Source organism: Photorhabdus viridis (assembly GCF_040256935.1).
GTDB classification, from domain to species: Bacteria; Pseudomonadota; Gammaproteobacteria; order Enterobacterales; family Enterobacteriaceae; genus Photorhabdus; species Photorhabdus viridis.
The window spans coordinates 135,197-160,659 of record NZ_JBEJZY010000002.1 but is presented as its reverse complement, the minus strand read 5'-3'; the positions used below and the strand labels follow the sequence as shown (position 1 = coordinate 160,659).

Sequence of the window (25,463 nt, the reverse complement as noted above, 5' to 3'; positions counted from 1 at the left end):
AGTTCTTCTAAATTAAACATGCCTGAGGATCTCCACGATTTTGTTTTCTTTGACAAAAACTTTGATCGTGCCTCAGGCACTTAGTTCCCTTCTTAAGCAAACCTCAGGTTAATTAGATATCAATATTGGCCGCTTTCAGGGCATTCTCTTCAATAAATGCACGGCGAGGTTCAACTGCATCACCCATTAGGGTTGTGAACAGTTGATCAGTGGCAATAGCATCTTTTACTGTCACACGCATCATACGGCGGGTTTCTGGGTTCATGGTTGTTTCCCATAACTGCTCAGGGTTCATTTCTCCCAGACCTTTGTAACGCTGTATGGACAGGCCACGACGTGACTCTTTGGTCAGCCAGTTCAGAGCCTGCTCAAAATCAGAGACAGTTTGGCGGCGTTCACCACGTTCAATATAGGCGTCTTCTTCGATCAAATTGGCAAGTTTGTCGCCCAATTGGGTAATACGGTGATATTCACCACCGTGGACAAAATCGAAGTCCAGTAGATAGTCAGTATCAACACCATGTGTACGAACACACAGAATGGGTTCATACATTTGGCGCTCACGATTTTCATGGAGGCGATAGCTGTAGCTGCTACTGTTTTGTTCACGGTCATTCAGACGAGTAACCAGCGTTTTAATCCATTCTTCAACTTTGGCTTTATCAGACAGCTCTTCTTCAGTTAGCTTTGGATGATAAATAAGATTGTTCAACAGACTTAGTGGGTACAGGCGCTCCATACGTTTGATGATTTTCTGCACGCTATTGAATTCTGTCACCAGTTTTTCCAGTGGTTCCCCTTTCAGGGCGGGTGCGTGTTTGCTGGTGTAAAGTGATGCGCCATCCAATGCAATGGACAGTTGGTATTCATCCATCGCTTCATCATCTTTAATGTATTGTTCTTGTTTGCCTTTTTTCACTTTATACAGTGGCGGTTGCGCAATAAATACATGACCACGTTCAATGATTTCCGGCATTTGACGATAGAAGAAAGTCAACAACAGAGTACGGATATGAGAACCGTCAACATCCGCATCTGTCATGATAATAATACTGTGATAACGCAGCTTATCCGGGTTGTATTCGTCACGGCCAATACCGCAGCCCAACGCAGTGATCAGGGTTGCGACTTCCTGAGAAGAGAGCATTTTGTCGAAACGCGCTTTCTCAACGTTCAGGATTTTACCTTTCAGTGGCAAAATTGCCTGATTTTTACGATTACGCCCCTGTTTTGCGGAACCTCCCGCAGAGTCCCCTTCCACTAAGTAGAGTTCGGACAGTGCCGGATCACGCTCCTGGCAATCTGCTAGTTTACCGGGCAGACCCGCCAGATCAAGAGCCCCTTTGCGGCGTGTCATTTCGCGTGCTTTACGGGCGGCTTCACGGGCGCGGGCAGCGTCGATAATTTTCCCGACGACGGTTTTAGCGTCATTCGGGTTTTCCAGCAGGTATTCCACCAGCTTCTCGTTCATTAGTGTTTCAACCGCCGTTTTCACCTCGGAAGAAACCAGTTTGTCTTTGGTCTGAGAAGAGAATTTTGGATCAGGTACTTTAACGGAAATAACGGCGACCAGGCCTTCACGGGCATCATCACCGGTGGCGCTGACTTTGGATTTCTTGTTGTACCCTTCTTTGTCCATATAGCTGTTGAGGGTACGAGTCATCGCGGTACGGAAACCAACTAAGTGAGTACCGCCGTCACGTTGCGGGATGTTGTTGGTAAAGCAGTAAATATTTTCCTGGAAACCATCGTTCCATTGCAATGCGACTTCAACACCGATGCCATCTTTTTCTGTAGAGAAATAGAAAACATTGGGATGGATTGGTGTTTTGTTTTTATTTAAGAATTCGACAAACGCCTTAATACCACCTTCATAATGGAAATGGTCTTCAATATTGGTGCGTTTATCAAGCAGGCGGATAGATACACCTGAGTTCAGAAAGGACAATTCACGCAGACGTTTAGCCAGAATGTCGTGCTGGAATTCAGTGTTGTCACGGAAAGTATCCATGCTTGGCCAGAAGCGAACACGGGTACCTGTCTGTTCGGTTTCACCAACAACTTTTAGTGGGCTTTGCGGCACACCAAGGTGATAAGTCTGCTCATGAACTTTGCCGTCGCGGCGGATAATCAGTTCCAGCTTTTCAGACAAGGCGTTAACAACAGAAACCCCTACACCGTGCAGGCCGCCGGAAACTTTATAAGAGTTATCGTCGAATTTACCCCCCGCATGCAGCACAGTCATAATAACTTCAGCTGCTGAAACACCTTCTTCTTCGTGTATACCGGTAGGAATACCGCGGCCATCATCCTGTACAGAGACAGAGTTATCGGCATGGATAGTGACGATAACTTCACTACAGTGGCCTGCGAGGGCTTCGTCGATAGCGTTGTCGACAACCTCGAAGACCATGTGGTGTAAGCCGGTACCATCGTCTGTATCACCGATATACATGCCCGGACGTTTACGAACCGCATCCAGCCCTTTTAATACCTTGATACTTGAGGAGTCATATGTATTCGACATCAACGTTTCTCGCTCATCTTTAATTCTGTGGTTGAACCTCTATTTTGCCATTTTCCACGCGAAACATCCTGCTATTTCCATCAAGCATATCTGTTACCTGACCGGGACTTATCGCACTGACGAAGACCTGGGCTTGCGTGGATTTTAGACGTTCGGCCAATAACTGACGGCGGCCGGCATCCAGTTCGGAGGCAAAATCATCAAGCAGATACAGACATTGTTGTCCGCTCTGTCGGGTGAAATATTCACCCTGTGCTAGCCGCAGTGCACACATCAACAATTTTAATTGACCGCGGGATAGCATATCTTCTACTGGCGTTCCTTCTGCACGGATGCGCAGATCTGCCTTATGCGGGCCAGAAGCCGTGTAGGTTAACGCTCTGTCACGCTCAAACTGGCGTTCCAGCAATTCAGCATAATCACTCTCTTTGTCCCATCCCTGTTGAAAAGAGAAATTCAATATAAATTCGGGTAAGAACTGTTTACAGGTATCAGCAATATCTTGAGTGATGTTTGTAACATATTCAGCTCGCCACTGGTTTATCTGATTAGCCAAGGGGGCAAATTCTTGATCCCAGGGCCGTATCTGGCTGTAGCGGGTAACTTGTCGTAGTGCTGCATTGCGTTGTTTAAGCAGTCGTTTCAAGTTGACCCATGCAGAAAAAAAACGTGGCTCATTGTGGAAACAACCCCAATCAATAAAGGCTCGGCGATATTTTGGCCCGCCATTTAACAGGGTGAATCCTTCTGGGGTAATAAGCTGCATAGGCAGCATCTTGGCTAGCTCTGAAATTTTACGGCCATCATTGCCATCAATTCTGACTTTGCTATCGCCATGACGGTTTTTGCTCAGACCGATAGACAGTTCCCGCTCATTCTTCTGTTGTCCTAGTCGTCCATGTAAAATAAATTCATCACAGTTATGGCGGATAACCCGCCCAGCCTGAATGCTGCGGAAAGAGCGTCCGTGACCCAGAGTATAAATCGCTTCCAGTACACTGGTTTTGCCGCTGCCATTAGAGCCAACCAGAAAATTAAATCCGGTAGCCAGAGGCAAATCTGCGGCGGCGATATTACGAAAATCGCGGATAAGTAAACGCGTAAGAGTCATATACCTGAAATGTAGATCCTGTTACAGGCGCATTGGCATCACGACATAAGCCGCATTGCGGCTGGCGCAGTCTTCTATCTGAACACTGGAAATAGCGTCGGTCAGCAGTAAACGAACCTCTTCACATCTTAATGTGTTGAGTACGTCCAGAACATAACTGACATTAAAGCCTATTTCCATTTCAGTACCTTGATAGCTGACATCGACAATCTCTTCGGCTTCTTCCTGTTCAGGGTTATTTGCTGTGATTTTTAGCTGGTTCTCACTAAAATAGAGGCGAACTCCGCGGAATTTCTCATTAGAGAGGATTGCCGCGCGTGAAAAAGCCTGTTTCAACATATCGCAACTGGCTTCCAAGGTTTTATCCGGGCTCTTCGGTAATACGCGGCGATAATCAGGGAAACGCCCATCTACCAGTTTAGAGGTGAAAATAAAGTCGCCAACGTGGGCACGAATATTGTTACTGCCGATTTGTAACTGTAACGGCGTATCGCCGCCATCCAGCAATCTCATCAGTTCGATAACGCCTTTACGTGGCACGATCACCGAATGGGAAGGTAGATTTTGACCAATTCCCATAGAGCAGACTGCCAGACGGTGACCATCCGTTGCCACTGTCCGCAATTCTTCGCCTTCGGTTTCAAACAACATACCGTTGAGGTAATAGCGGACATCCTGATGAGCCATTGAGAATTGTGTCGATTCAATAAGACGTTTCAGTGTGGCTTGTGGCAGCGAAAATTCCACTTCACTTTGCCAGTCATCAAGATTTGGAAAATCAGCAGCGGGCAATGTAGAAAGCGAAAAACGGCTACGGCCGGAGCGTACCAGCAGGCGGTCTCCATCCAGTTCCACACTGATTTCAGCACCATCCGGCAAACCACGCCAGATATCAAAGAATTTACGTGCTGGTACAGTGGTTGCACCTTCTTCGTGTGGCAATGAAAGCGCGACACGCGCCATCATTTCCATTTCTAAATCTGTGCCGGTCAACAATAGAGAGCCTTCTGTGACCTGTAGTAATAAATTACCCAGAATCGGCAGAGTAGGGCGCCCACCTAGTGGGCTGCTGACTTGTTGCAGTGGTTTTAACAATTGCTCACGTTCGATGATAAATTTCATAGCGCTAGGAAGACAATGTTCTGATTAAGTTAGAAAAATCCTCTTTGATGTCATGACTTTCTTCGCGCAGTTGCTCGATTTTACGACAAGCGTGCAGCACGGTTGTATGGTCACGTCCACCAAAGGCATCCCCGATTTCAGGCAAGCTGTGATTGGTTAACTCTTTTGCCAGCGCCATTGCCATTTGCCTTGGTCGGGCAACGGAACGGGAGCGCCGTTTGGAAAGCAAATCGGCCACCTTGATTTTATAATACTCAGCGACTGTTTTCTGAATATTATCAATGGTAACCAGTTTTTCTTGCAGTGCTAACAAGTCACGTAATGCTTCACGTACAAAATCAATAGTAATCGCCCGGCCGGTAAAATTGGCATTCGCTATTACCCTGTTCAATGCGCCTTCAAGCTCGCGGACATTAGAACGCAGGCGTTTGGCGATAAAGAAAGCGACTTCTCCTGGCAACTGGATTTCGTTTTCGTCCGCTTTTTTCATCAAAATAGCGACACGAGTTTCCAGTTCCGGTGGTTCAATAGCAACGGTTAGCCCCCAGCCAAAACGGGATTTTAACCGATCTTCTACCCCATTAATCTCTTTTGGGTAGCGATCTGATGTCAGGATAATCTGTTGATTACCTTCCAGTAGTGCGTTGAACGTATGAAAGAACTCTTCTTGAGAGCGCTCTTTATTGGCAAAAAACTGAATATCATCGATTAGTAATGCATCGACAGAGCGGTAATAGCGTTTGAACTCTTCTATTGCATTGTTTTGTAATGCTTTGACCATATCCTGAACAAAACGTTCAGAATGCATATAAACCACCTTGGCGTTGGCCTTACGCGCCATAATACTGTTACCTACGGCATGTAATAAGTGGGTTTTACCCAAACCTGTACCGCCATAAAGGAATAGTGGATTGTAGGCGCCTCCGGGGTTATCGGCTACCTGTCTTGCGGCAGCGCGGGCAAGTTGGTTGGATTTACCTTCAACAAAGTTATCAAAGGTATGTTTGGGATTAACATTAGAGCGATAAGACAGCTCTGGTTGTACCGCAGTGTTATCCCAACTGGGACGTACTGATGCGTTCTGTGGTGCAGGTGTAACCGGTGTATGAGCAACAACCCTCTGTGGTGGGCTGTCGTTTTGGGAAACAGGTTTATTGCCAACTTCGAAACGTAATAACGGTACTTCTGCCCCACAAAAGTCATTCAGCAATCCATTGATATTGTTGATATACTTTTCTCTTACCCAATCCAGAACAAACCGATTTGGGGCATAAAGCGCCAGAGTGTTACCACTTAGCTCTGCCTGAAGGGGGCGTATCCACATACTGAATTCTGTGGCAGGTAATTCATCCTGCAATCGGGCAAGACATTGCTGCCAAAGCGAAAGTGACACGGCGGACTCCCCTAAAACAAGGCCAATTAACAATTAAAGAAATCGGAGTGGTTAGCTCATTAATATTGGGTACAAAACAACGATTCCTTCAGGGCAAGGAAGGATCAATTGTCATGTTTATGGCGATTTTTAATGTCATCGCTCACCCACGATCCGCAGATAAGATCCAGATCATGACTTGGGATCATAGCGCAAAAGACGATATAGATCTTCATTCTTTTACACAGTTTAAGCGCTTTTTATCCACAGGTTAAAATTGCCTGTGAAATAAAGGGCTGTAAAAGGTGCTTTAAGAAAACCGGGCCTATGATCATAATAGAAAACGAAGATCAGCGGGTGATCATTGCGCTTTGCTCAACAGTCCGTATAATATTGCACCCTGCGTGCAATGCTAGGGGTTTTTTGCCGGGTAGTAGCTGGTGAGGGGTTCCGGTGTAAGCACGGGCAGGTTGTTGGTAAACATTCAACTCAGTAGAAAAGCCGGCCGGCTTGTGTCATGTCAATTGACTCATAGCTGTACATTTTATTACAATCCCGCTTCTTTATATTGATGTTGCGATTGAGGCATCAGTGTCTACTTCTCACTGGTTGCCAACGCGTTTACTGAATCAGTAATAATTTTAAGTTAGGTAGAAATCGCTATGAAACGCACTTTCCAACCGTCCGTACTGAAGCGTAACCGTTCTCACGGCTTCCGCGCTCGTATGGCCACCAAAAATGGTCGTCAGGTTCTGGCTCGCCGTCGTGCAAAAGGCCGTGCTCGTCTGACCGTTTCTAAGTAATAAAGCTAACCATCTAGTGGTTACGCTCGCTTTTCCGAGGGAGTTACGCTTGTTAACTCCCAAGCATTTCACATATGTTTTCCAGCAACCCCAACGGGCAAGTTCACCAGAGATTACTATCCTTGGTCGCCTTAATGAGCTGGGGCATCCCCGCATCGGTCTTACTATAGCCAAAAAAAATGTTAAACGTGCTCATGAGCGTAACCGGATTAAGCGGTTGGCCCGTGAAAGTTTTCGTTTGAACCAACATAATTTGCCTCCTATGGATTTTGTGGTATTGGTTAAGAAAGGGGTTGCTGAGCTTGATAACCGTGAGTTAACGGAAGCTTTGGGTAAATTATGGCGTCGTCACTGTCGCTTGGCTCGCGCCTCCTGATTGCATTAATCCGGGGATACCAGTTAGTGATAAGTCCACTGCTGGGACCTCGTTGTCGTTTCAATCCTACGTGCTCTCAATATGGAATTGAGGCGTTATACAGGTTTGGGATGATAAAAGGCGGTTGGTTAGCGGTGAAACGCATATTAAAATGCCACCCTTTACACGAAGGTGGTGATGATCCTGTCCCACCTGAAAAAAACAACGATAACAGAGAACACTAACGATGGATTCGCAACGTAATCTTCTTCTCATCGCTTTGCTGTTCGTTTCTTTCTTGGTCTGGCAAGCATGGGAAGCAGATAAAAATCCGCAACCAACTACAGTACAGGCCACGCAACAAACGGATATGCCTAGCAGCAGTGAGAATCAGGCAGTGCCAGGCAGTGGAAAAGGTAAACTGATCACGGTTAAAACTGATGTGCTCTCTTTGACCATCAATACTCGTGGCGGTGATATTGAAGAGGCTGACCTGTTAGCCCATCCTGATACTCTGGGTTCAAGCAACCCATTCAAATTACTGGAAACAACATCTGCTTTCACTTATCAAGCGCAAAGTGGATTGACTGGTAAAGATGGCCCGGATAACCCGACAAATAGTGAGCGCCCGCTGTATACCGCAGCACAGGATAGCTATGTATTGGCTGATGGGCAGGATGAATTACGTATCCCAATGAATTTCGTCGCTAAAGATGGCGTTGTTTATGTCAAAACGTTTATTTTGAAACGTGGTACATACGCGATTAGTGTGGATTACCGCATTCATAACACGACAGAAAACCCGTTGCAGATGACCTTTTTTGGTCAACTGAAACAAAGTGTTGAATTGCCGAAACATCGTGATACCGGCAGCAATAACTTTGCATTGCATACTTACCGTGGTGCGGCTTACTCTTCAGACGAAACTAAATATAAAAAATACAGCTTTAGCGATATTGAAAGTGAACCGTTATCCGTCGCCACCAAAGGTGGTTGGATTGCAATGTTGCAGCAATATTTTGCTACGGCATGGGTTCCCGCGGCTAATGAAACCAGCACCTTCTATACTACCGCGTTAGGCAAAGAGATGGCTGCGATTGGTTATAAAAGTGCGCCAATCTCTATTGCGGCTAATAGTGAAAAAACGATCTCTTCTACGCTGTGGATTGGCCCAGAAATTCAAGATGAAATGGCCGCTGTAGCACCTCATCTGGATCTTTCTGTGGACTATGGCTGGTTGTGGTTTATTTCTCAGCCGTTATTTAAACTGTTGAAATTCCTGCATGGTTTCATCGGTAACTGGGGCTTCTCCATTATCGTTATTACCTTTATCGTGCGTGGTATCATGTACCCGCTGACCAAAGCGCAATACACTTCAATGGCGAAAATGCGCTTGTTGCAGCCTAAATTAGCGGCTATGCGTGAGCGTATTGGTGATGATAAACAGCGCATGAGCCAGGAAATGATGGCGTTGTATAAAGCAGAGAAAGTGAACCCATTGGGTGGTTGTTTGCCTCTGTTGATCCAGATGCCAATCTTTCTTGCTCTGTATTACATGCTGATGGGTTCTGTGGAATTGCGTCATGCGCCTTTCGCTGGCTGGATTAATGACTTGTCTGCACAAGATCCTTATTACATCCTGCCATTGCTGATGGGTGTGACGATGTTCGTCATCCAGAAAATGTCTCCGACAACCATTACTGACCCAATGCAGCAGAAGATTATGACCTACATGCCTGTCATGTTTACCATATTCTTCCTGTGGTTCCCGTCAGGTCTGGTTCTGTACTATATCGTCAGTAACCTGGTGACCATTATTCAGCAGCAACTGATTTATCGTGGGTTGGAAAAACGTGGTCTACATAGCCGTGAGAAAAAACCGGCGAAATAAAGTATAACTTCAGTCAGAATGTGTTCTGGCGGTTATAACAGAAAAGGCGGTCATTGGCCGCCTTAACTATTTGAGCTAAAAAGTAAAAGAGAGATAACCATGAATACCACTGATACGATTGTCGCTCAGGCTACCCCACCAGGAAGAGGCGGTGTTGGCATTTTGCGCGTTTCCGGCCAGAAAGCAGTACAAGTGGCTGAGGTGGTATTAGGGAAATTACCCAAACCCCGTTACGCAAATTATCTGCCATTTCTTGATGCAGATGGCAGTGTGCTTGATCAGGGGATTGCTCTTTATTTCCCTGGTCCCCATTCCTTTACTGGGGAAGATGTACTGGAGCTTCAAGGGCATGGTGGGCCGGTTATTCTCGATTTACTGCTGAAACGTATTCTGACTCTGCCTGGTGTGCGAATTGCTAATCCTGGTGAATTTTCTGAACGTGCTTTCCTTAATGACAAACTGGATTTGGCTCAGGCGGAAGCCATTGCTGACCTGATTGATGCGAGTTCGGAGCAGGCTGCCCGTTCAGCGATGAACTCCTTACAGGGTGCCTTTTCTGCTCAGATTCATCAGATGGTGGAAGCACTTACTCACTTGCGCATCTATGTGGAAGCCGCTATTGATTTTCCAGATGAAGAGATCGACTTTCTTTCTGATGGAAAAATCGAAGCCAATCTGGATGAAGTGATGGTTGAACTTGAGCGCGTACGTTCTCAGGCTCGCCAAGGTAGCCTTTTGCGTGAGGGGATGAAAGTCGTTATCGCTGGTCGCCCTAATGCAGGGAAATCCAGTCTGCTTAATGCACTGGCAGGCCGTGAAGCGGCAATTGTGACAGATATTGCGGGCACGACTCGTGATGTGTTGCGTGAACATATCCATATTGATGGTATGCCGTTACATATCATTGATACTGCGGGGTTGCGTGAAGCCAGTGACGAAGTGGAACGTATTGGTATTGAGCGAGCATGGCAGGAAATTATGCAGGCTGATCGCGTACTGTTTATGGTGGACAGTACGACAACTAATGCAGTTGAACCGGTGGAAATCTGGCCTGAATTTATGGCTCGTTTGCCTGAATCACTTCCTATCACCGTCATTCGTAATAAAACGGATATGACAGATGAAAAGGTGGATATTACTAAAGTAAGTGGTTACTCACTAATCCGTCTTTCCGCCCATAGTGGTGAAGGAATAGATTTACTGCGCGATCATCTGAAAGAAACGATGGGTTTCAACGGCAATACGGAAGGTGGTTTTCTGGCCCGTCGTCGCCATTTACAGGCATTAAATACTGCGGCAGAGCATCTACAACAAGGCCATGAACAGCTGGTGGTTGCCCGTTCAGGTGAATTGCTGGCGGAAGAGCTACGTTTGGCGCAACAGGCACTGAGTGAAATTACCGGTGAATTTACTTCCGATGATCTGCTAGGCAGGATTTTTTCGAGTTTTTGTATTGGGAAGTGAATGGGTAAAATAATATTTAATTTTAACGGTTTTAGCGTGTAACAATGAGGTTAATTGCTCAAATTGGTTGACCGCAATATGAAAGTGACTAACTCGAAACAGCTCAGCGCATATTTAAAAGATGTCAGGCTCACTAAAAAGCTTTCCCAAGGTAAAGTGGCAAGGGAAGTGGGTATTCGGCAGGACACGGTATCAAGCTTTGAGCAGCACCCGGATTCTACCAAGTTGGAGACCTTCTTTAAAATTCTGTCAGCGTTGAATTTAGAGCTCGATATTCGGCCAAGAAACTCTACTGAAATAAATTCATCATTGGAAGATGACCGCACAGTGTCAGGCCAAGTGTGGAAAGAGGAGTGGTAATGATGATGAAGCCCGGAAATAGTTATCCCCCAAAGAATATCACTCTGGGGGATAAGGTAACATCAACGCCCCAATGCTTTGTTTATTAACCCAGTAGCAATATTACAACCATTGGGTTTTGATATTTCTGAGTGGGCGCAATCTACCAATTCTACGGTTATTTTGTCAGAGCATTTTATCTTGTCGATAAAGTATTTTTCATCGTTGGAAAAAAACAACGATGTCGATTTTACTGGTTGCACATCCAGGTAATCGCGGATACGTGAACCAAAGATGCAAATAAAATGCTGAACGGGTAAATCTCTGTCATTAGAAAGTCTCCAGGCTACTGTCGCGCCGATACTGAATCCAACCAGTATCACCGGAGTGTTGATGTATGTAAGGGAATCCTTTACTTTGCATGTGTATTCATCTATTGATGAAACATGATGAAAATATTCGTACATCTCATCTTTATTCTTTGGAGTTTTATTTCCTTTTTCGTAAGGGGAAATGAGTGACACATCTCCACCTAAACGTTTTGCAATTAATTTTATGTGCTCTGAAATTCCATGAATATCCGTTAAAAATATAAATTTCATTTTATTATCATTGAGTTAGTTTTGTTTAATATTAAAATACATGAGTTAGTTATATAACTAATTTGATGTTTTGTGATTTGTTTAATAATAAATTATTGTGATTGACTCCATGTTGATATATTATTTTTTTGTTGTGAATTTAATTTAAGTGAGCGGTAGATTCACATAATAAGTGTAAAAAATTCTAAGTTGTTAATCGTTATTACCTTAATAACACCCGGCTTATCCATTGCCTAGCCATGAGGTTATTGCTGTTCTGCTTAACTGTCAACTAATGATTTTTTTATCAATCTTACAGACTATATTTACTGGAAATCGTACTTTGAAAGCACAAATTATTATTCAGTCCGCAGCACAACGACCTGATTTAAAAGATGCTGCTGATGAGGTTATTTATCATAATTGGCCTTTGTTTATGCAGAATTCTCCAATGGGATATGAATATTGGGACGAATTATTTAAGCCAGACTTTAGCCATTTTCAACAATTTGCTATTTTACAGCAGGGAGAAAAACAGCGGTTAATTGGTGTTGCTAATTCAGTGCCTTTCCCTTGGGAAAGCGGTTCATTAGAACAACTGCCGGATAATGGCTGGGATGAAGTTTTACGTCTGGGTATGCTTGCCCGAGGAAAAACGGGTACGAAAATGTTGTCGGCATTATCAGTAACGGTATCTCCTGAATTTCGGGGTAAGAATTTACCGGCATTGCTTATTGGTGGTTTAAAGCAAGTGGCTGTTGAGGCTGGATTAAAAGGGTTGGTTGTTCCTGTCAGACCAACGTTGAGGAAGTGCTATCCATTGCAGGATTTTGCACAATACTGTGAATGGAAAAATGACAAAAATGAACCTTTTGATCCTTGGATTCGGGCACATTGGCGGCTGGGAGCGAGAATTATTCAACCTGCTATGCGTTCAATGTATATATACGCTACTCTTGATAAATGGCAGGAGTGGACAGAAATGAAATTCCCACAAAGTGGGCAGTACGTTATTCCTGGTGGTTTAGTGCCATTGCTAGTGGATGTACAACAGCAAACAGGTTATTACATTGAACCCAATTTATGGATGTTTTACAGCCTGAATGATTAATCTATTAACCGTTCAGGATGAGTATAAACCGTTGCCCTGCCGGGTTTACAAAAACCAACCAGTGTCAGATTACATCGATCAGCGACTTCCACTGCCAGTGAAGTCGCTGCTGAAACAGCAAATAAAATCTCAACGCCACAGATAGCAGATTTTTGTACCATTTCATAGCTGGCGCGGCTGGATACCAGAGCAGCACCCTGTTGCCAACCTGTTTTGGCTCTCATTCCCAGTATTTTATCCAGCGCAACGTGGCGGCCTACATCTTCGCAGCCACCTAGTAACTTACCTTCTGGATTGATCCAGCCAGCTGCGTGAGTACAACCCGTCATTGCGCCAATATCCTGAATATTGGTCAATTGAGAGAGAGCATAGTCAAGATGGCTTAATGAAAAGGTTTGAGTGAAAGGTAATGGGGCAATTGGGCGGAAAATGTCAGAAAGTTGTTCTGTACCGCAGATCCCGCAGCCCGTCCGTCCGGCCATATTGCGCCTGCGCTCTTTCAACCCAGCAAAGCGGCGGCTGGAAAGCTCTATTTGCAGCTCAATTCCGTCACGACAATTGACTAAAATATCAATGCTACGAATTTCTTGTTGAGATTCAATAATGCCTTCAGAAAGCGAGAACCCAACAGCGAAATATTCGAGATCTTTAGGGCTGGTCATCATCACGACATGAGAAATGCCGTTGTAGACCAAAGCCACAGGAACTTCTTCTGCAACCCAATCGGCTTTGAGTGTATTGAGCTGATGCCTTTGTTGCACATTTGTTTGTTTTGCACCTTCAATTGCATCAAGTTGTAACAATTTCCCTGATCTTGTGTTATGCATATGTATTAGACGAAATATCTAATAATGTTGTTACATGATAATTATGTGGAAAAAAGAGTCTATACTATTTATCAGGCAATGAATCTGATCCCGCTATGGAAAGTGATTAAATAAAAGAGAACACATTCAAGATTTTTCCCGTGGGGGAATGGATGTTTAAACAATGTGAGTGAGGAGACTCCCCATGCAAGTCAGCAGAAGGCAGTTCTTTAAGATCTGCGCTGGCGGTATGGCGGGTACGACGGTAGCAGCGTTGGGCTTTGCTCCAACGGCAGCGCTTGCACAGACACGGCACTATAAATTGCTGCGTGCGCGTGAAACCCGAAATACCTGTACGTACTGCTCTGTCGGCTGTGGACTGTTGATGTACAGCCTTGGCGATGGCGCAAAAAATGCGAAAGAAAGTATTTTCCATATTGAGGGTGATCCTGATCATCCGGTGAATCGAGGCGCACTTTGTCCTAAAGGTGCAGGTTTGATTGACTTTATCCATAGTGAAAGTCGTCTGAAATATCCAGAATACCGTGCTGCGGGTTCTGACAAGTGGCAACGTATCTCTTGGGATGAGGCATTTGATCGCATTGCTAAGTTAATGAAAGCCGATCGTGATGCTCATTTTGTTAAAACCAACAAAGAGGGTGTCACAGTCAACCGGTGGCTGACGACGGGGATGCTATGTGCGTCCGCTTCCAGTAATGAAACAGGCTATTTGACCCAAAAGTTTAGTCGCGCTCTCGGTATGCTTGCCGTAGACAACCAGGCGCGTGTCTGACACGGACCAACGGTAGCAAGTCTTGCTCCAACATTTGGTCGCGGTGCGATGACCAACCACTGGGTTGATATTAAGAACGCGAATCTGATTGTCGTGATGGGAGGTAATGCAGCCGAAGCTCATCCGGTAGGATTCCGCTGGGCAATGGAAGCAAAAATCCATAATAACGCTAGGTTAATCGTGATCGATCCACGTTTTACCCGTACAGCATCTGTAGCGGATTTCTATACGCCAATTCGTTCCGGTACTGATATTGCTTTCTTGTCGGGTGTGATTTTATACCTGTTAACCAACAATAAGATTAATCGTGAATATGTTGAGGTGTACACCAACGCCAGTCTTATCGTGCGTGAAGATTACTCGTTCGATGATGGTTTATTCAGTGGTTATGATGCAGAAAACCGTAAATATGACAAAACCAGTTGGAACTATGCACTGGATGAAAACGGTTTTGCTAAACGTGATATCACGCTAAGCCATCCTCGCTGTGTATGGAACCTGTTAAAAGAGCACGTTAGCCGCTATACGCCTGATGTTGTCAGTGATATTTGTGGCACGCCAAAAGATGATTTCCTGAAAGTTTGTGAATATATTGCAGAGACTTGTGTTAAGGATAAGACCGCTTCCTTCTTGTACGCATTGGGCTGGACTCAACACTCAGTTGGTGCACAGAACATCCGAACTATGGCAATAATCCAACTGTTGCTGGGCAACATGGGTATGGCTGGTGGTGGGGTTAACGCATTGCGTGGTCACTCGAATATTCAGGGGTTGACTGATTTGGGGCTATTGTCGCAGAGCTTGCCGGGATACCTGACACTGCCGTCAGAGAAACAGGTCGATCTGCAAACTTACCTACAGGCAAATACACCGAAACCCCTGTTGCCAGGTCAGGTTAACTATTGGGGTAATTATCCGAAATTCTTTATCAGTCTGATGAAGAGCTTCTACGGTGATAACGCTCGTCAGGATAACGATTGGGGTTTTGACTGGTTGCCTAAGTGGGACAAAAGTTATGACGTTCTGCAATTTTTTGAAATGATGTCGAAAGGTGAGGTGAATGGCTATATTTGCCAGGGCTTTAACCCGGTTGCTTCATTCCCGGATAAAAATAAAGTGGTTGATGCATTGTCGAAATTGAAATTCCTGATCACCATTGACCCGCTTAATACTGAAACGTCAACTTTCTGGCAGAACCACGGTGAATTTAACGAAGTTGATTCATCCAAAATTCAGACAGCAGTTTTCCGCTTGCCGTGTTGCTGTTTCGCAGAAGAAAACGGTTCAATTGTTAATTCTGGCCGCTGGTTGCAATGGCACTGGAAAGGTGCCGATGCGCCTGGAGAAGCGATTGGTGATGGTGAAATCCTTTCTGGTATCTTCAAGCGTATGCGGGATATGTACCGAGCGGAAGGTGGTGTGTTACCTGAGCAGGTGCTAAATATGACTTGGAATTACTTCAACCCGGATAGTCCTACTTCGGAAGAGGTGGCTCAGGAGAGTAATGGTCAGGCACTGGTTGATCTGATTGATGCTGATGGCAAAGTTATGGTGAAGCAAGGCCAACAATTGACCTCTTTTGCTCAACTACGTGATGACGGCACTACCGCCAGTGGTTGTTGGATCTTTGCCGGAAGCTGGACGACAGAAGGCAACCAGATGGCCCGTCGTGATAATTCTGATCCGTCAGGTTTGGGTAATACGCTGGGTTGGGCCTGGGCGTGGCCGCTAAACCGTCGTATTTTGTATAACCGAGCATCGGCTGATCCGCAGGGTAAACCGTGGGATCCGAAACGTCAGTTATTGGCATGGAGTGGGGCTAATTGGCATGGGGCTGATATTCCTGATTACAGTGTGGCTGCCCCGGAAACCGATGTTGGTCCGTTTATCATGCAGCCTGAAGGTATGGGGCGTCTGTTTGCTATTGATAAGATGGCGGAAGGTCCGTTTCCTGAACACTACGAACCCTTTGAAACGCCGTTGGGTACCAATCCATTGCATCCGAATGTGGTATCCAACCCGGCTGCCCGTGTGTTCAAAAGTGACTTTGAGGCTATGGGTAAGGCAGATAAATTCCCCTATGTGGGAACCACTTACCGCCTGACTGAACATTTTCACTACTGGACAAAACATGCATTACTGAACTCAATTATTCAGCCTGAGCAGTTTGTGGAAATTGGTGAAAGGTTGGCAGAGAAGAAAGGTATCAAGCACGGTGATACTGTCAAAGTCAGTTCGAACCGTGGCTATATTAAGGCGAAAGCGGTTGTCACCAAGCGTATTCGTACCCTGAATGTACACGGACGTGAAGTGGACACTATCGGTATTCCCATTCACTGGGGCTTTGAAGGTGCCGCTAAAAAAGGCTTTATTGCTAATACGCTGACACCATTTGTTGGCGATGCCAACACACAAACGCCTGAATTCAAAGCGTTTCTGGTTAATGTGGAAAAGGTATAAGGGGAAAAGTTATGTCATTGCAAACTCAAGACATGGTTCGTCGCTCCGCCACTCACATGCTTATCCGGCATTTTGGGTGAAACGGGAACGACAGAAAGATAAATTCTGATATGTAATAATCAAGGCAGGGTAGTTATATTCTGCCTATTGCTAATTTAGTTTTAGCAATACAGGAGATTATTAAATATTTAAATAAAAATGGTATCAAATATTTCGATACCATTTATTATATATCAATTCTTAAAAACACAATATCCATATGATTATCTTTAAAGGTGTCCTGACTGACCTGTAGTTTATTTTACACCCAGTTCGATAATTGAATATAACTCATTTATATTTTTAGTGTTTTTAATAACGAGTCCTGCCTGGTCAGCCAGATATTCGAATTCAATCAAGTAACGTTCTTTTCCTGATAATAATACATCCATTGCGATATCCGTAGATTTCGTTCTTTCTGATTGTGGTTTTTTTATTAATCCTATTAATAAAATAGTTGCGCCATCATCCATCGCTTTTCGGCAATTTTTCAATATTAATATTGAATCATTATCAGGCCAATTATGGATAACATTTTTCAAAATATATAAATCATAACCTGACGGAATTGACTTAAAGAAATCTCCATTGATAAACTCTATATCTTCTGAAACAGGGACCTCATTGTACATATCCAATACAGCGTAATGTTTTCCTTTTACCTTTTCGCTAACTTTTACTAAAAGATTTCCTTCTCCTCCGCCAAGATCTAATATTTTGTTGTATTGATTAAAATCGTAAATATCGAGTAGTTTTCTAACTATTTTGTCTGAGTTTTTTGACATAAAGTGATCAAAGTTTGATTTAAGCGATTGATTATTTTCTAAGTAATCAAAGAATGGCTTTCCATGTACTATTTCAAATGCGGGTTTGCCATTATTTTCAAGTAAGGATTTTGAATACATTAACCAAGCGTGCCAAAATTCTGGGCTAATCTCACATTTTGTCATGAGTGATTCCATACTTTCAGGGTTGGCAAGTGCACTACATTCATCAGAAAGCGCGACTTTATTGTTATTGCTAACTAATACCCCTATTTCGATTAAGAAATCACATAATCGGTTAAGGCGAGAATGGTCAATACCAGATTTATGGGAAAGCTCGTTGATATCGATATAAGCTCCATCTTTAAAGTGAACCGATAATCCTGTATCAACAAAAGCATAAATTACGGCTGATTTTCTATATGATGTAATAAGATCGATTAGCATAGCGTTATCCTTATGTCTTCATATTATAGAGAAGCGAAATGTTTTCTCAGATATACCTTTCATCTTTCAAGTTGCTGCTTTGTTGGCTGCGTTCATTTGCCGCCGCGCTGCAACTTGAAATCTATTGGGTATATACATTATCTATAATTTATTTTATTCCTAGTTGGATAATTGAAGATGATTCGTCTATATCTTTAGTATCTTGAATGACAAGCCCGGCTTGGTTAGCCAAATACTCGAATTCATTCAAGAAACGTTCTTTTCCTGAAAATAGTACATCTATTAATATATCTAAAGATGTCACCATGCTGGGTTGTGACTTTTTCATGTAGTTTATCAATAAGATCGTTGCACCGTTATCCATCGCCTTTCGACAATTTTCCAAAATTAATATTGCGTCATTATCAGGCCAATCATGAATAATATTCTTTAAAATATATAAATCATAACCTGATGGAACTGACTTTAGAAAGTTTCCATTTATAAAATCTATATCTTCTGAAACAGGAATTTCATTATATCTGTCCAATACAGCGTAGCGTTTTCCTTTTACTTTTTCTCTGATTTTTATTAAAAGATTTCCCTCTCCACCTCCGACGTCTAATATTCTGTTATATTGACTAAAATCAAAAATATCAAGTAACTTTTCAATTATTCTATCTGAGGTTTTTGACATTGCCGAGTCAAAAATTGATCTGACTAATTTATTGTTATCAAAATATTCAAAGAATGGTCTTCCATGTGATATTTCAAATGCCGATTTGCCATTATTTTCAAGTAAGGATTTTGGGTACATTGACCAAACGTTCCAGCAATCTGGGCTGAGTTCCCACTTTATAAATAATGATTCCATACTTTCAGGATCAGCAAGTGCACGGCACTCATCAGAAAGTGAGACTTTATCGTTGTTGTTCACTAATACCCCTATTTCTATTAAGAAATCACATAATCGGCTAAGGCGAGAATGATCAATACCAGATTTATGAGAAAGCTCGCTGATATCGACATAGGCCCCATCTTTAAAATGGACCGATAATCCTGTATCAACAAAAGCATAAATTGCGGCTGATTTTCTATATGAGGTAATAAGTTCTACTAGCATTGAGTTATCCTTTATGTCTTTTATAAAGAAATGAAGTGTTCTATCTAAAGTCCAGGAAGTGCCATTATGATTGATTGGATATTTTCACTAAAACGTGATTATTAGCTTTGTTATTTTTTCCAGTGATATAGTGAAGATTTAATTCTATTTTCTTGATAATTGTTCAACTTAATTTGGTAATGTGTTTGAATTAGACTGTTAACTATCAGACTATCTTAAATCTGATAAAAAGAAATGATGAAGATCACAATTAGCAGAACATAACCCGCTATCTGAGTGTTATTTTAATATGTATATGTCAAGTTGATATAAAATGAAAATTGGCATCTAAAGTTATGATGCCAATTTGTATATGTATTTCTTAGTAATGCAATATCCATATAATTATCTTTGGAAGTAATCCACAACTACCTATAATTTATTTTACTTTTAGCTCAATAGTTGAATATATTTCATCTATATCTTTACTATCTTTAATGGTAAGACCTGCTTGATTAGCCAGATATTCGACTTCAGCCAAATAACGTTCTTTCGATAAGAAGATCATATCCATTAATATGCTCATAGAGTTAGCTATTGGGGATTGTGGTTTTTTCATCATGCTTATCAATAAGACAGTTGCATCATCATCCATTGCTTTTCGGCAATTATTTAAAATTGATATTACGCCATTATCATTCCAATTATGAATAATATTCATTAAGATATATAAATCATAACCTGATGGAATTGATTTCATAAAATCTCCATTTATGAAATCTATATCTTCTGAAACAGGAAGTTCATTATATAAGTCCAATACAGCATAATGTTTTTCTTTTCCTTTTTCTTTCCCTTTTTCATTAATGCTTTTCAGAAGATGTCCGCTTGCGCCTCCAAGATCTAACATTCTGTTATATTTATCAAAATCATAAATATTAAGCAAATTGTTAATTAATGTACTAGAGTTTTTTGTCATTAGAGCATCGAAATCTGCTCTGAGTGATTTATTATTCGCGAGATGTTCAAAAAATGTCTTTCCATATACCATTTCAAATGCTGATTTACCATTGTTTTCACGTAGAGATTTTGAATACATTACCCAAGAGCTCCAGTGTTCCTGGTTTGTTTCATATTTTATCATTAATGACTCTAGACTTTCTGGGTCGCTAAGTGCACTACATTCATCAGAAAGTGTTATTCCGTGATTGTTGCTAACCAATACTCCTATTTCAATTAGGTAATCAAATAGTTGATTAAGGCGAGAATTGTCAATACCGGATTTAAGGGAAAGCTCATCTATATCTATGCAGGCTCCATCTCTAAAATGAACAGATAATCCTGTATCAACAAAAGCGTAAATTGCGGCTGTTTTTCTATGTGATGTAATCAGGTCGATTAGCATTGAGTTATCCTTTATGTGATTATTTTATAAATAAAGTATTTTATCTGAAGTCTGGGAAATATCATTATGACTAATTGGATATCGTTGGAACATATTTTAACCAGAATGTAATTATTAACTTTGCTATTTTTTCCTTATTAGGTAATGAGGTTTTAATTTGGTTTGCTTCCCAATTGGTTAACTCAATTTGATTGATCATGGTTAATTTATTCAATATCAAGATAGCATAACATTTTGGATGTTAGAATTACATGAACAGAGCAGTAAATCAACAATGTATTATTAAAGTATTGCATTCATCACCTTAAATAACGTCTCATAATTCTGTTACACATGACTTCTTTCAACTCACTGTTATACATGGAATTATTAGTGGTATAAGATGTGGCGCTATTTTGGAATTTTATTTAATTACCCATTTTTAGGAGCGAATTGTTAACTAAAGATTATATGAAATAGAATAAAAATAAATGACTAAGATCACAATTAACTATTTTTTTACAATCAAATGGCAGGAAATAACATAGTGGGATATTTTTTTTAAAATTAATCTATGGGAAAAATGAATAATTATAAAACCTGAAAAATTATAGGTGTTTTTTCGAATATATTGGTTGTTGTTGAGTATGCAGCTTTCTATATCATTACTTGGATTTTTACTGTAATTTTCTAATTCTCTCTGTGGCTCAGAGCCCGCTTTTGATCTATGCTGAGTGCTAAAAACAGGCTTAAGATTATTATTAGTCTAAAAGCCGCAAAGCAGATAACAGGAAGATAGAGCTTAATGAGTATTCGCATCGTTCCTAAAGAACAATTGAGCAAAGATCGTACCAATGAAAAAGCAGCAGATTATATCCCACCACTGCTTTTTGCTAATCTGAAAAATCTCTATCAGCGCCGGGCTGAACGTCTGCAACAATTGGCAGAAGATAACCCATTTGCTGACTATCTTAACTTTGCAGCAGGAGTTGCTCAGGTTCAGCAAAAAGTGCTGCATGATAATCCATTGAAAATAGAGATCGTGGATATTCTGGAAAAATCTGCCGCTGAAGGTAAGCCACCTCTGGATTGCAAAACGTTTCCACGCACTAGGCATTGGCAAAAACTGTTTCACTCTCTGATAGCAGAATTACTGCCGGATGCACCGGAACACGTCAGTGTTGCTCTGGATAATCTGGAAAAAGCGTCGGAACAGGAGCTGGAACAGATGGCTGATGCTTTGCTGAAAAATGAATTCAGTAAAGTCAGTCCTGAAAAAGCACTCTTTATTTGGGCTGCACTTTCCCTGTATTGGGCACAAATGGCAAATCAAATTCCAGGAAAGGCGAGGGCAGAATATGGTGAGCATCGTCAGTTTTGCCCGGTTTGCAGCAGTATTCCCGTCGCCAGTGTCGTTCAGATTGGCACAACCAACGGGCTGCGTTACCTGCATTGCAGCTTGTGTGAAAGTGAATGGCATATGGTACGGGTGAAATGCAGTAACTGTGAGCAGACTCGTGATCTGAATTATTGGTCATTGAAGAGTGAGCAAGCTGCGGTGAAAGCGGAAAGTTGCGGTGATTGCGGCAGTTATCTGAAAATCTTCTATCAGGAAAAAGATCCAAAAGTTGAGGTTATTGCTGATGATCTGGCTTCGTTGATCCTTGATGCCAAAATGGAAGAGGAAGGTTTTGCCCGCAGTAGCATCAACCCATTCTTGTTTCCAAATGAGTAAGTGTTAATTGACGGAATTGCCATGACACAAAAACCGTGCCCGCTGTACAGCCAGATCCCCGCCATTGATCGCTTGTTGCATGAGCCACAGATAGCACCATTCGTGGAACAATATGGGCAGACATTAATCACTGCGACATTAAGAAGAATGCAGGAGCAGGTCAGAATAAATATCAAGCAGTATCAGGAATTGCCTGATTGGTGTGATAACTGGGCTGTGGCACTTGGTCAGCGATTGGAGCGGAAGCAAGCTTTGGCTTTAAAGCCGGTGTTTAATCTTAGCGGCACTGTGCTTCATACCAATCTTGGCCGGGCATTACTGGCCGAACCGGCTATTGAAGCGGTAACACAAGTGATGCGTTCACCGGTAACGTTAGAATATTCTCTCAATGGCGCCGGGCGTGGGCACCGTGATCGCGCTTTGGCGAATTTACTGTGTGAATTAACGGGGTCGGAAGATGCCTGTATCGTTAATAACAATGCAGCGGCTGTGTTGTTATTGTTGGCAACGGTGGCGTCAGGTAAGCAAGTTGTCGTTTCTCGGGGGGAGTTAGTGGAAATTGGTGGCGCATTCCGTATTCCTGATGTGATGGTTCAGGCCGGATGCCAGTTGGTTGAAGTCGGTACGACTAATCGTACTCACCTGAGAGATTATCAGCAGGCTATCAATGAAGAGACTGCCCTTCTGATGAAGGTGCATACCAGTAATTACAGCATCGAAGGTTTTACTGCGGAAGTATCTATTAGTGAGCTAGCCGCTTTGGGTGTGAAATCTCGAATTCCTACGGCAATTGATCTGGGTAGCGGCTCCATGACTAATATGGCGCAATATGGGTTGCCGGCTGAACCTATGCCCCGGGATTATCTGGACCAAGGCATTGATTTGGTGACTTTCTCTGGTGATAAATTACTGGGGGGGCCGCAGGCTGGAATTATTCTTGGTAGAAAACAATGGATAGAAGCTATCCAGCGTCATCCACTGAAACGTGCTTTGCGGGCAGACAAAATGACTTTAGCTGCTCTGGAGGCGACATTACGGCTGTATCAGCGCCCTGAACAACTCTGCCGGCAGTTGCCAACGTTGCGTTTATTAACCCGTCAACAGCAAGAAATGCATGATATGGCACAACAGTTATTACCTGAAGTTCAGGCATATTATGGCGGCCGGTTTATTGTTCGTAGTGAGCCATGTTATTCACAGATTGGCAGTGGTTCGCTGCCGGTTGATCGTTTGCCTAGTTGGGCTTTAACTTTCGCTGCTGCGGATGGTCAAGGGAGTACATTGGAACAGCTGGCCCGTTGTTGGCGTGGATTGGCGAAACCCGTTATTGGCCGTATCTCTGGAGGGCGCTTGTGGCTCGACTTACGTTGCCTTGAAGATGGAAAGGGATTATTGCAGGCACTATTACTATAATGATTTTTGCCACAGCAGGTCATGTTGACCATGGTAAAACCACACTGATTCAAGCTATTACCGGCGTTAATACGGCACATTTGCCGGAAGAGAAAAAACGGGGTATGACCATCGATCTCGGTTATGCCTATTGGCCGCAGTCGGATGGATCTTCGATTGGTTTTGTGGATGTGCCCGGACATGAGAAATTCCTCGCCAATATGCTGGCTGGGGTCGGTGGTATCGATCATATTTTATTAGTGGTCGCCTGTGACGATGGGGTAATGGCTCAGACTAGAGAACATTTAGTTATTCTGCGCTTGATTGGCCGCCCGGTGGTGACCGTTGCACTCACTAAAGCAGATCGGGTGGGGCCGCAACGGATAATTGACGTTCGCCAACAGATTGAATATGAGCTGGTAACTCAAGGTTGGATTGGTTCCCTTCTGTTTGTCACGGCTGTCACTGAGGAAGAAAGTGTTGTCCCTCTGAGGCAACATCTGTTGCAGTTACATCAGCAAAATAAGCAGCATGAAAAATTACATCAGCGTTTTCGTTTGGCAATCGATCGCGCTTTCAGTGTAAAAGGCGCGGGTCTGGTAGTGACGGGAACGGCATTGGCCGGCCAAGTTAGTGTAGGAGATATTCTCTGGCTGACCGGTAGTGATAAACAAATCAGAGTGCGTGGCCTGCACGCTCAGAATCAACAGACAAATATGGCTCAGGCTGGGCAGCGTATTGCACTGAATATCATCGGTGATGTGAGTAAAGAACAGGTTTCCCGCGGTGACTGGCTACTTTCCCAAAAACCTTTTGAAAATGTGGAGAGGGTACTGGTGGCGGTGGAAACTGATGAACCTTTGCGAAATTGGCAATCTCTGCATATTCATCATGCCGCCAGCCATATAACGGGTCGGATTTCATTATTGAATCAGCTTTCTGATACGCCTCGGTTGGCTGAATTGGTGCTTGATAGTCCATTATGGTTGGTTGAGCATGACCGACTGATATTGCGCGATATCAGCGCCAGAAAAACACTTGCCGGGGCACGGGTGATAAACCTCAATTCTCCCCGCCGTGGTAAACGCCAGCCAGAATTTTTGCATTGGCTCACCCAGCTTGCCAAAACGTCGGACCATGCGGCTAACTTAACACTCCATTTGCTGCGAGGTGCACTTTCTCTCAGCCATTTTTCCTGGGCGCGTCAGTTAACGGAAACGGATCTCTATCAGTTACTGGCTGATATGGATGTGATTATTGCCGATGGTATAGTGTTATCACAAAGCAATGCCAGATTGGCGGAACAGAAATTGTTACAGGTTTTGGCTGAATACCATCAGCAACATGCTGATCAACTGGGTTTGGGAAAGGCTCGTCTGAAACGGATGGCGTTGCCAACGCTGAATGAAGCGCTGGTTTATACTCTGATAAATCTCTTGCTCAGGAATGGACAATTAAAACAGTCGCATGGTTGGTTATATCTTCCTGAACATGGTTTGGCTTTCAGTGATGAACAGGCAAAACTGTGGCAACGAGTAGCTCCCTATTTTACCGATGATCCCTGGTGGGTGCGTGATTTGGCTTCTGATTTAAAGGAAGAAGAGGCGACCATTCGCAGTTTGTTGAAAAAATCAGCTCAATTGGGACATATTACCGCCATTGTTCCGGATCGCTATTACTGTAGCCAGCGAATTCAGCAGTTCGCGGAACTTATCCGCAAGTTTAATCAAAATCATGGTGCGATTACTGCCGCCGATTTTCGTGATGAATTAGGTATTGGTCGTAAATTGGCTATTCAGATCCTGGAATTCTTTGATCACAGTGGTTTTACCCGCCGTCAGGCTGAATCACATATTCTTAGGGATAATGGACTATTCTGATAATTA

The 25,463-nt window shown here is 43.1% G+C and carries 20 protein-coding genes; 11 read left to right on the top strand and 9 right to left on the bottom strand.

What is annotated here, in order from left to right; all coding sequences use genetic code 11:
• Positions 1 to 112: 112 nt before the first annotated feature.
• The 4 genes from gyrB to dnaA are packed head-to-tail and all read right to left on the bottom strand — an operon-like array spanning position 113 to position 6,153.
• The gene (gene gyrB / locus ABR397_RS01670) at positions 113 to 2,527 is read right to left on the bottom strand and encodes a DNA topoisomerase (ATP-hydrolyzing) subunit B (RefSeq protein ID WP_350304186.1); all 2,415 of its coding nucleotides are present in this window, start codon (positions 2,525 to 2,527) and stop codon (positions 113 to 115) included.
• Positions 2,528 to 2,546: 19 nt separating this feature from the next.
• Complete coding sequence (gene recF, locus ABR397_RS01665; protein WP_350304185.1) at positions 2,547 to 3,638, bottom strand: DNA replication/repair protein RecF; 1,092 nt, start codon at positions 3,636 to 3,638, stop codon at positions 2,547 to 2,549.
• 21 nt (positions 3,639 to 3,659) lie between these two features.
• Positions 3,660 to 4,760, bottom strand: a complete 1,101-nt coding sequence (gene dnaN, locus ABR397_RS01660; protein WP_350304184.1) for a DNA polymerase III subunit beta — start codon at positions 4,758 to 4,760, stop codon at positions 3,660 to 3,662.
• Between the two features lie 4 nt (positions 4,761 to 4,764).
• Entirely contained in the window at positions 4,765 to 6,153 is a 1,389-nt protein-coding gene (dnaA, locus tag ABR397_RS01655; protein ID WP_036845344.1) for a chromosomal replication initiator protein DnaA, read from the bottom strand.
• Between the two features lie 641 nt (positions 6,154 to 6,794).
• Between dnaA and rpmH the strand changes: the two genes are divergently transcribed.
• The 6 genes from rpmH to ABR397_RS01625 all read left to right on the top strand — a co-directional run bounded on the left by rpmH (position 6,795) and on the right by ABR397_RS01625 (position 11,005).
• Positions 6,795 to 6,935, top strand: coding sequence for a 50S ribosomal protein L34 (gene rpmH, locus ABR397_RS01650; protein WP_000831330.1), 141 nt, complete (start codon positions 6,795 to 6,797; stop codon positions 6,933 to 6,935).
• A gap of 16 nt (positions 6,936 to 6,951) precedes the next feature.
• Positions 6,952 to 7,311, top strand: coding sequence for a ribonuclease P protein component (gene rnpA, locus ABR397_RS01645; protein ID WP_071789434.1), 360 nt, complete (start codon positions 6,952 to 6,954; stop codon positions 7,309 to 7,311).
• Positions 7,275 to 7,535, top strand: coding sequence for a membrane protein insertion efficiency factor YidD (gene yidD, locus ABR397_RS01640; RefSeq protein ID WP_350304183.1), 261 nt, complete (start codon positions 7,275 to 7,277; stop codon positions 7,533 to 7,535). The genes rnpA and yidD overlap by 37 nt, the downstream gene beginning before the upstream one ends.
• A 2-nt stretch (positions 7,536 to 7,537) precedes the next feature.
• Positions 7,538 to 9,181, top strand: coding sequence for a membrane protein insertase YidC (gene yidC, locus ABR397_RS01635; RefSeq protein ID WP_350304182.1), 1,644 nt, complete (start codon positions 7,538 to 7,540; stop codon positions 9,179 to 9,181).
• 99 nt (positions 9,182 to 9,280) lie between these two features.
• Positions 9,281 to 10,645, top strand: coding sequence for a tRNA uridine-5-carboxymethylaminomethyl(34) synthesis GTPase MnmE (gene mnmE, locus ABR397_RS01630; protein ID WP_350304181.1), 1,365 nt, complete (start codon positions 9,281 to 9,283; stop codon positions 10,643 to 10,645).
• A gap of 78 nt (positions 10,646 to 10,723) precedes the next feature.
• Positions 10,724 to 11,005 (top strand): helix-turn-helix domain-containing protein, encoded by a 282-nt coding sequence (locus ABR397_RS01625; protein WP_350304194.1) that lies wholly within the window; start codon positions 10,724 to 10,726, stop codon positions 11,003 to 11,005.
• 62 nt (positions 11,006 to 11,067) lie between these two features.
• Here the strand turns inward: ABR397_RS01625 and ABR397_RS01620 are convergent, their stop codons facing one another.
• The gene (locus ABR397_RS01620) at positions 11,068 to 11,586 is read right to left on the bottom strand and encodes a hypothetical protein (protein WP_350304180.1); all 519 of its coding nucleotides are present in this window, start codon (positions 11,584 to 11,586) and stop codon (positions 11,068 to 11,070) included.
• 322 nt (positions 11,587 to 11,908) lie between these two features.
• Here ABR397_RS01620 and ABR397_RS01615 point away from each other — a divergent pair, with 322 nt between their 5' ends.
• The gene (locus tag ABR397_RS01615) at positions 11,909 to 12,676 is read left to right on the top strand and encodes a transferase (protein WP_350304179.1); all 768 of its coding nucleotides are present in this window, start codon (positions 11,909 to 11,911) and stop codon (positions 12,674 to 12,676) included.
• Here ABR397_RS01615 and fdhD read toward each other — a convergent pair.
• Complete coding sequence (gene fdhD, locus ABR397_RS01610; RefSeq protein WP_350304178.1) at positions 12,673 to 13,503, bottom strand: formate dehydrogenase accessory sulfurtransferase FdhD; 831 nt, start codon at positions 13,501 to 13,503, stop codon at positions 12,673 to 12,675. The two genes, ABR397_RS01615 and fdhD, sit on opposite strands and share 4 nt — an antisense overlap.
• A 184-nt stretch (positions 13,504 to 13,687) precedes the next feature.
• Here fdhD and fdnG point away from each other — a divergent pair, with 184 nt between their 5' ends.
• Positions 13,688 to 16,735, top strand: a complete 3,048-nt coding sequence (gene fdnG, locus ABR397_RS01605) for a formate dehydrogenase-N subunit alpha (protein WP_350304177.1) — start codon at positions 13,688 to 13,690, stop codon at positions 16,733 to 16,735.
• Positions 16,736 to 17,031: 296 nt separating this feature from the next.
• On the opposite strand, the gene ABR397_RS01600 is transcribed toward fdnG, so the two are convergent.
• The 3 genes from ABR397_RS01600 to ABR397_RS01590 all read right to left on the bottom strand — a co-directional run bounded on the left by ABR397_RS01600 (position 17,032) and on the right by ABR397_RS01590 (position 20,471).
• Positions 17,032 to 17,985 (bottom strand): methyltransferase, encoded by a 954-nt coding sequence (locus ABR397_RS01600; RefSeq protein ID WP_350304176.1) that lies wholly within the window; start codon positions 17,983 to 17,985, stop codon positions 17,032 to 17,034.
• A 148-nt stretch (positions 17,986 to 18,133) separates the two neighbouring features.
• Positions 18,134 to 19,087, bottom strand: coding sequence for a methyltransferase (locus ABR397_RS01595; protein WP_350304175.1), 954 nt, complete (start codon positions 19,085 to 19,087; stop codon positions 18,134 to 18,136).
• A gap of 418 nt (positions 19,088 to 19,505) precedes the next feature.
• Positions 19,506 to 20,471, bottom strand: a complete 966-nt coding sequence (locus tag ABR397_RS01590; protein WP_350304174.1) for a methyltransferase — start codon at positions 20,469 to 20,471, stop codon at positions 19,506 to 19,508.
• Positions 20,472 to 21,255: 784 nt separating this feature from the next.
• On the opposite strand from ABR397_RS01590, the gene fdhE reads away from it, so the two are divergent.
• From fdhE to selB, 3 genes are read left to right on the top strand one after another with little or no spacing between them, the layout of a single operon-like run.
• Positions 21,256 to 22,185, top strand: a complete 930-nt coding sequence (gene fdhE, locus ABR397_RS01585) for a formate dehydrogenase accessory protein FdhE (RefSeq protein WP_350304173.1) — start codon at positions 21,256 to 21,258, stop codon at positions 22,183 to 22,185.
• Between the two features lie 21 nt (positions 22,186 to 22,206).
• Positions 22,207 to 23,598, top strand: coding sequence for an L-seryl-tRNA(Sec) selenium transferase (gene selA, locus ABR397_RS01580; RefSeq protein WP_350304172.1), 1,392 nt, complete (start codon positions 22,207 to 22,209; stop codon positions 23,596 to 23,598).
• A complete protein-coding gene (selB, locus tag ABR397_RS01575) occupies positions 23,598 to 25,457 on the top strand; it encodes a selenocysteine-specific translation elongation factor (protein WP_350304171.1) in 1,860 nt (619 codons plus the stop codon). The genes selA and selB overlap by 1 nt, the downstream gene beginning before the upstream one ends.
• The last annotated feature ends 6 nt before the right edge of the window (positions 25,458 to 25,463 follow it).

Coding starts and splice junctions, on each gene's coding strand:
- selB (WP_350304171.1), top strand. CDS start 23,598: ATGATTTTTGCCACAGCAGGTCATGTTGACCATGGTAAAACCACACTG.
- dnaN (WP_350304184.1), bottom strand. CDS start 4,760: ATGAAATTTATCATCGAACGTGAGCAATTGTTAAAACCACTGCAACAA.
- ABR397_RS01595 (WP_350304175.1), bottom strand. CDS start 19,087: ATGCTAGTAGAACTTATTACCTCATATAGAAAATCAGCCGCAATTTAT.
- recF (WP_350304185.1), bottom strand. CDS start 3,638: ATGACTCTTACGCGTTTACTTATCCGCGATTTTCGTAATATCGCCGCC.
- selA (WP_350304172.1), top strand. CDS start 22,207: ATGACACAAAAACCGTGCCCGCTGTACAGCCAGATCCCCGCCATTGAT.
- yidC (WP_350304182.1), top strand. CDS start 7,538: ATGGATTCGCAACGTAATCTTCTTCTCATCGCTTTGCTGTTCGTTTCT.
- fdhD (WP_350304178.1), bottom strand. CDS start 13,503: ATGCATAACACAAGATCAGGGAAATTGTTACAACTTGATGCAATTGAA.
- mnmE (WP_350304181.1), top strand. CDS start 9,281: ATGAATACCACTGATACGATTGTCGCTCAGGCTACCCCACCAGGAAGA.
- ABR397_RS01600 (WP_350304176.1), bottom strand. CDS start 17,985: ATGCTAATCGATCTTATTACATCATATAGAAAATCAGCCGTAATTTAT.
- yidD (WP_350304183.1), top strand. CDS start 7,275: ATGGCGTCGTCACTGTCGCTTGGCTCGCGCCTCCTGATTGCATTAATC.
- fdhE (WP_350304173.1), top strand. CDS start 21,256: ATGAGTATTCGCATCGTTCCTAAAGAACAATTGAGCAAAGATCGTACC.
- ABR397_RS01625 (WP_350304194.1), top strand. CDS start 10,724: ATGAAAGTGACTAACTCGAAACAGCTCAGCGCATATTTAAAAGATGTC.
- rpmH (WP_000831330.1), top strand. CDS start 6,795: ATGAAACGCACTTTCCAACCGTCCGTACTGAAGCGTAACCGTTCTCAC.
- ABR397_RS01620 (WP_350304180.1), bottom strand. CDS start 11,586: ATGAAATTTATATTTTTAACGGATATTCATGGAATTTCAGAGCACATA.
- ABR397_RS01590 (WP_350304174.1), bottom strand. CDS start 20,471: ATGCTAATCGACCTGATTACATCACATAGAAAAACAGCCGCAATTTAC.
- gyrB (WP_350304186.1), bottom strand. CDS start 2,527: ATGTCGAATACATATGACTCCTCAAGTATCAAGGTATTAAAAGGGCTG.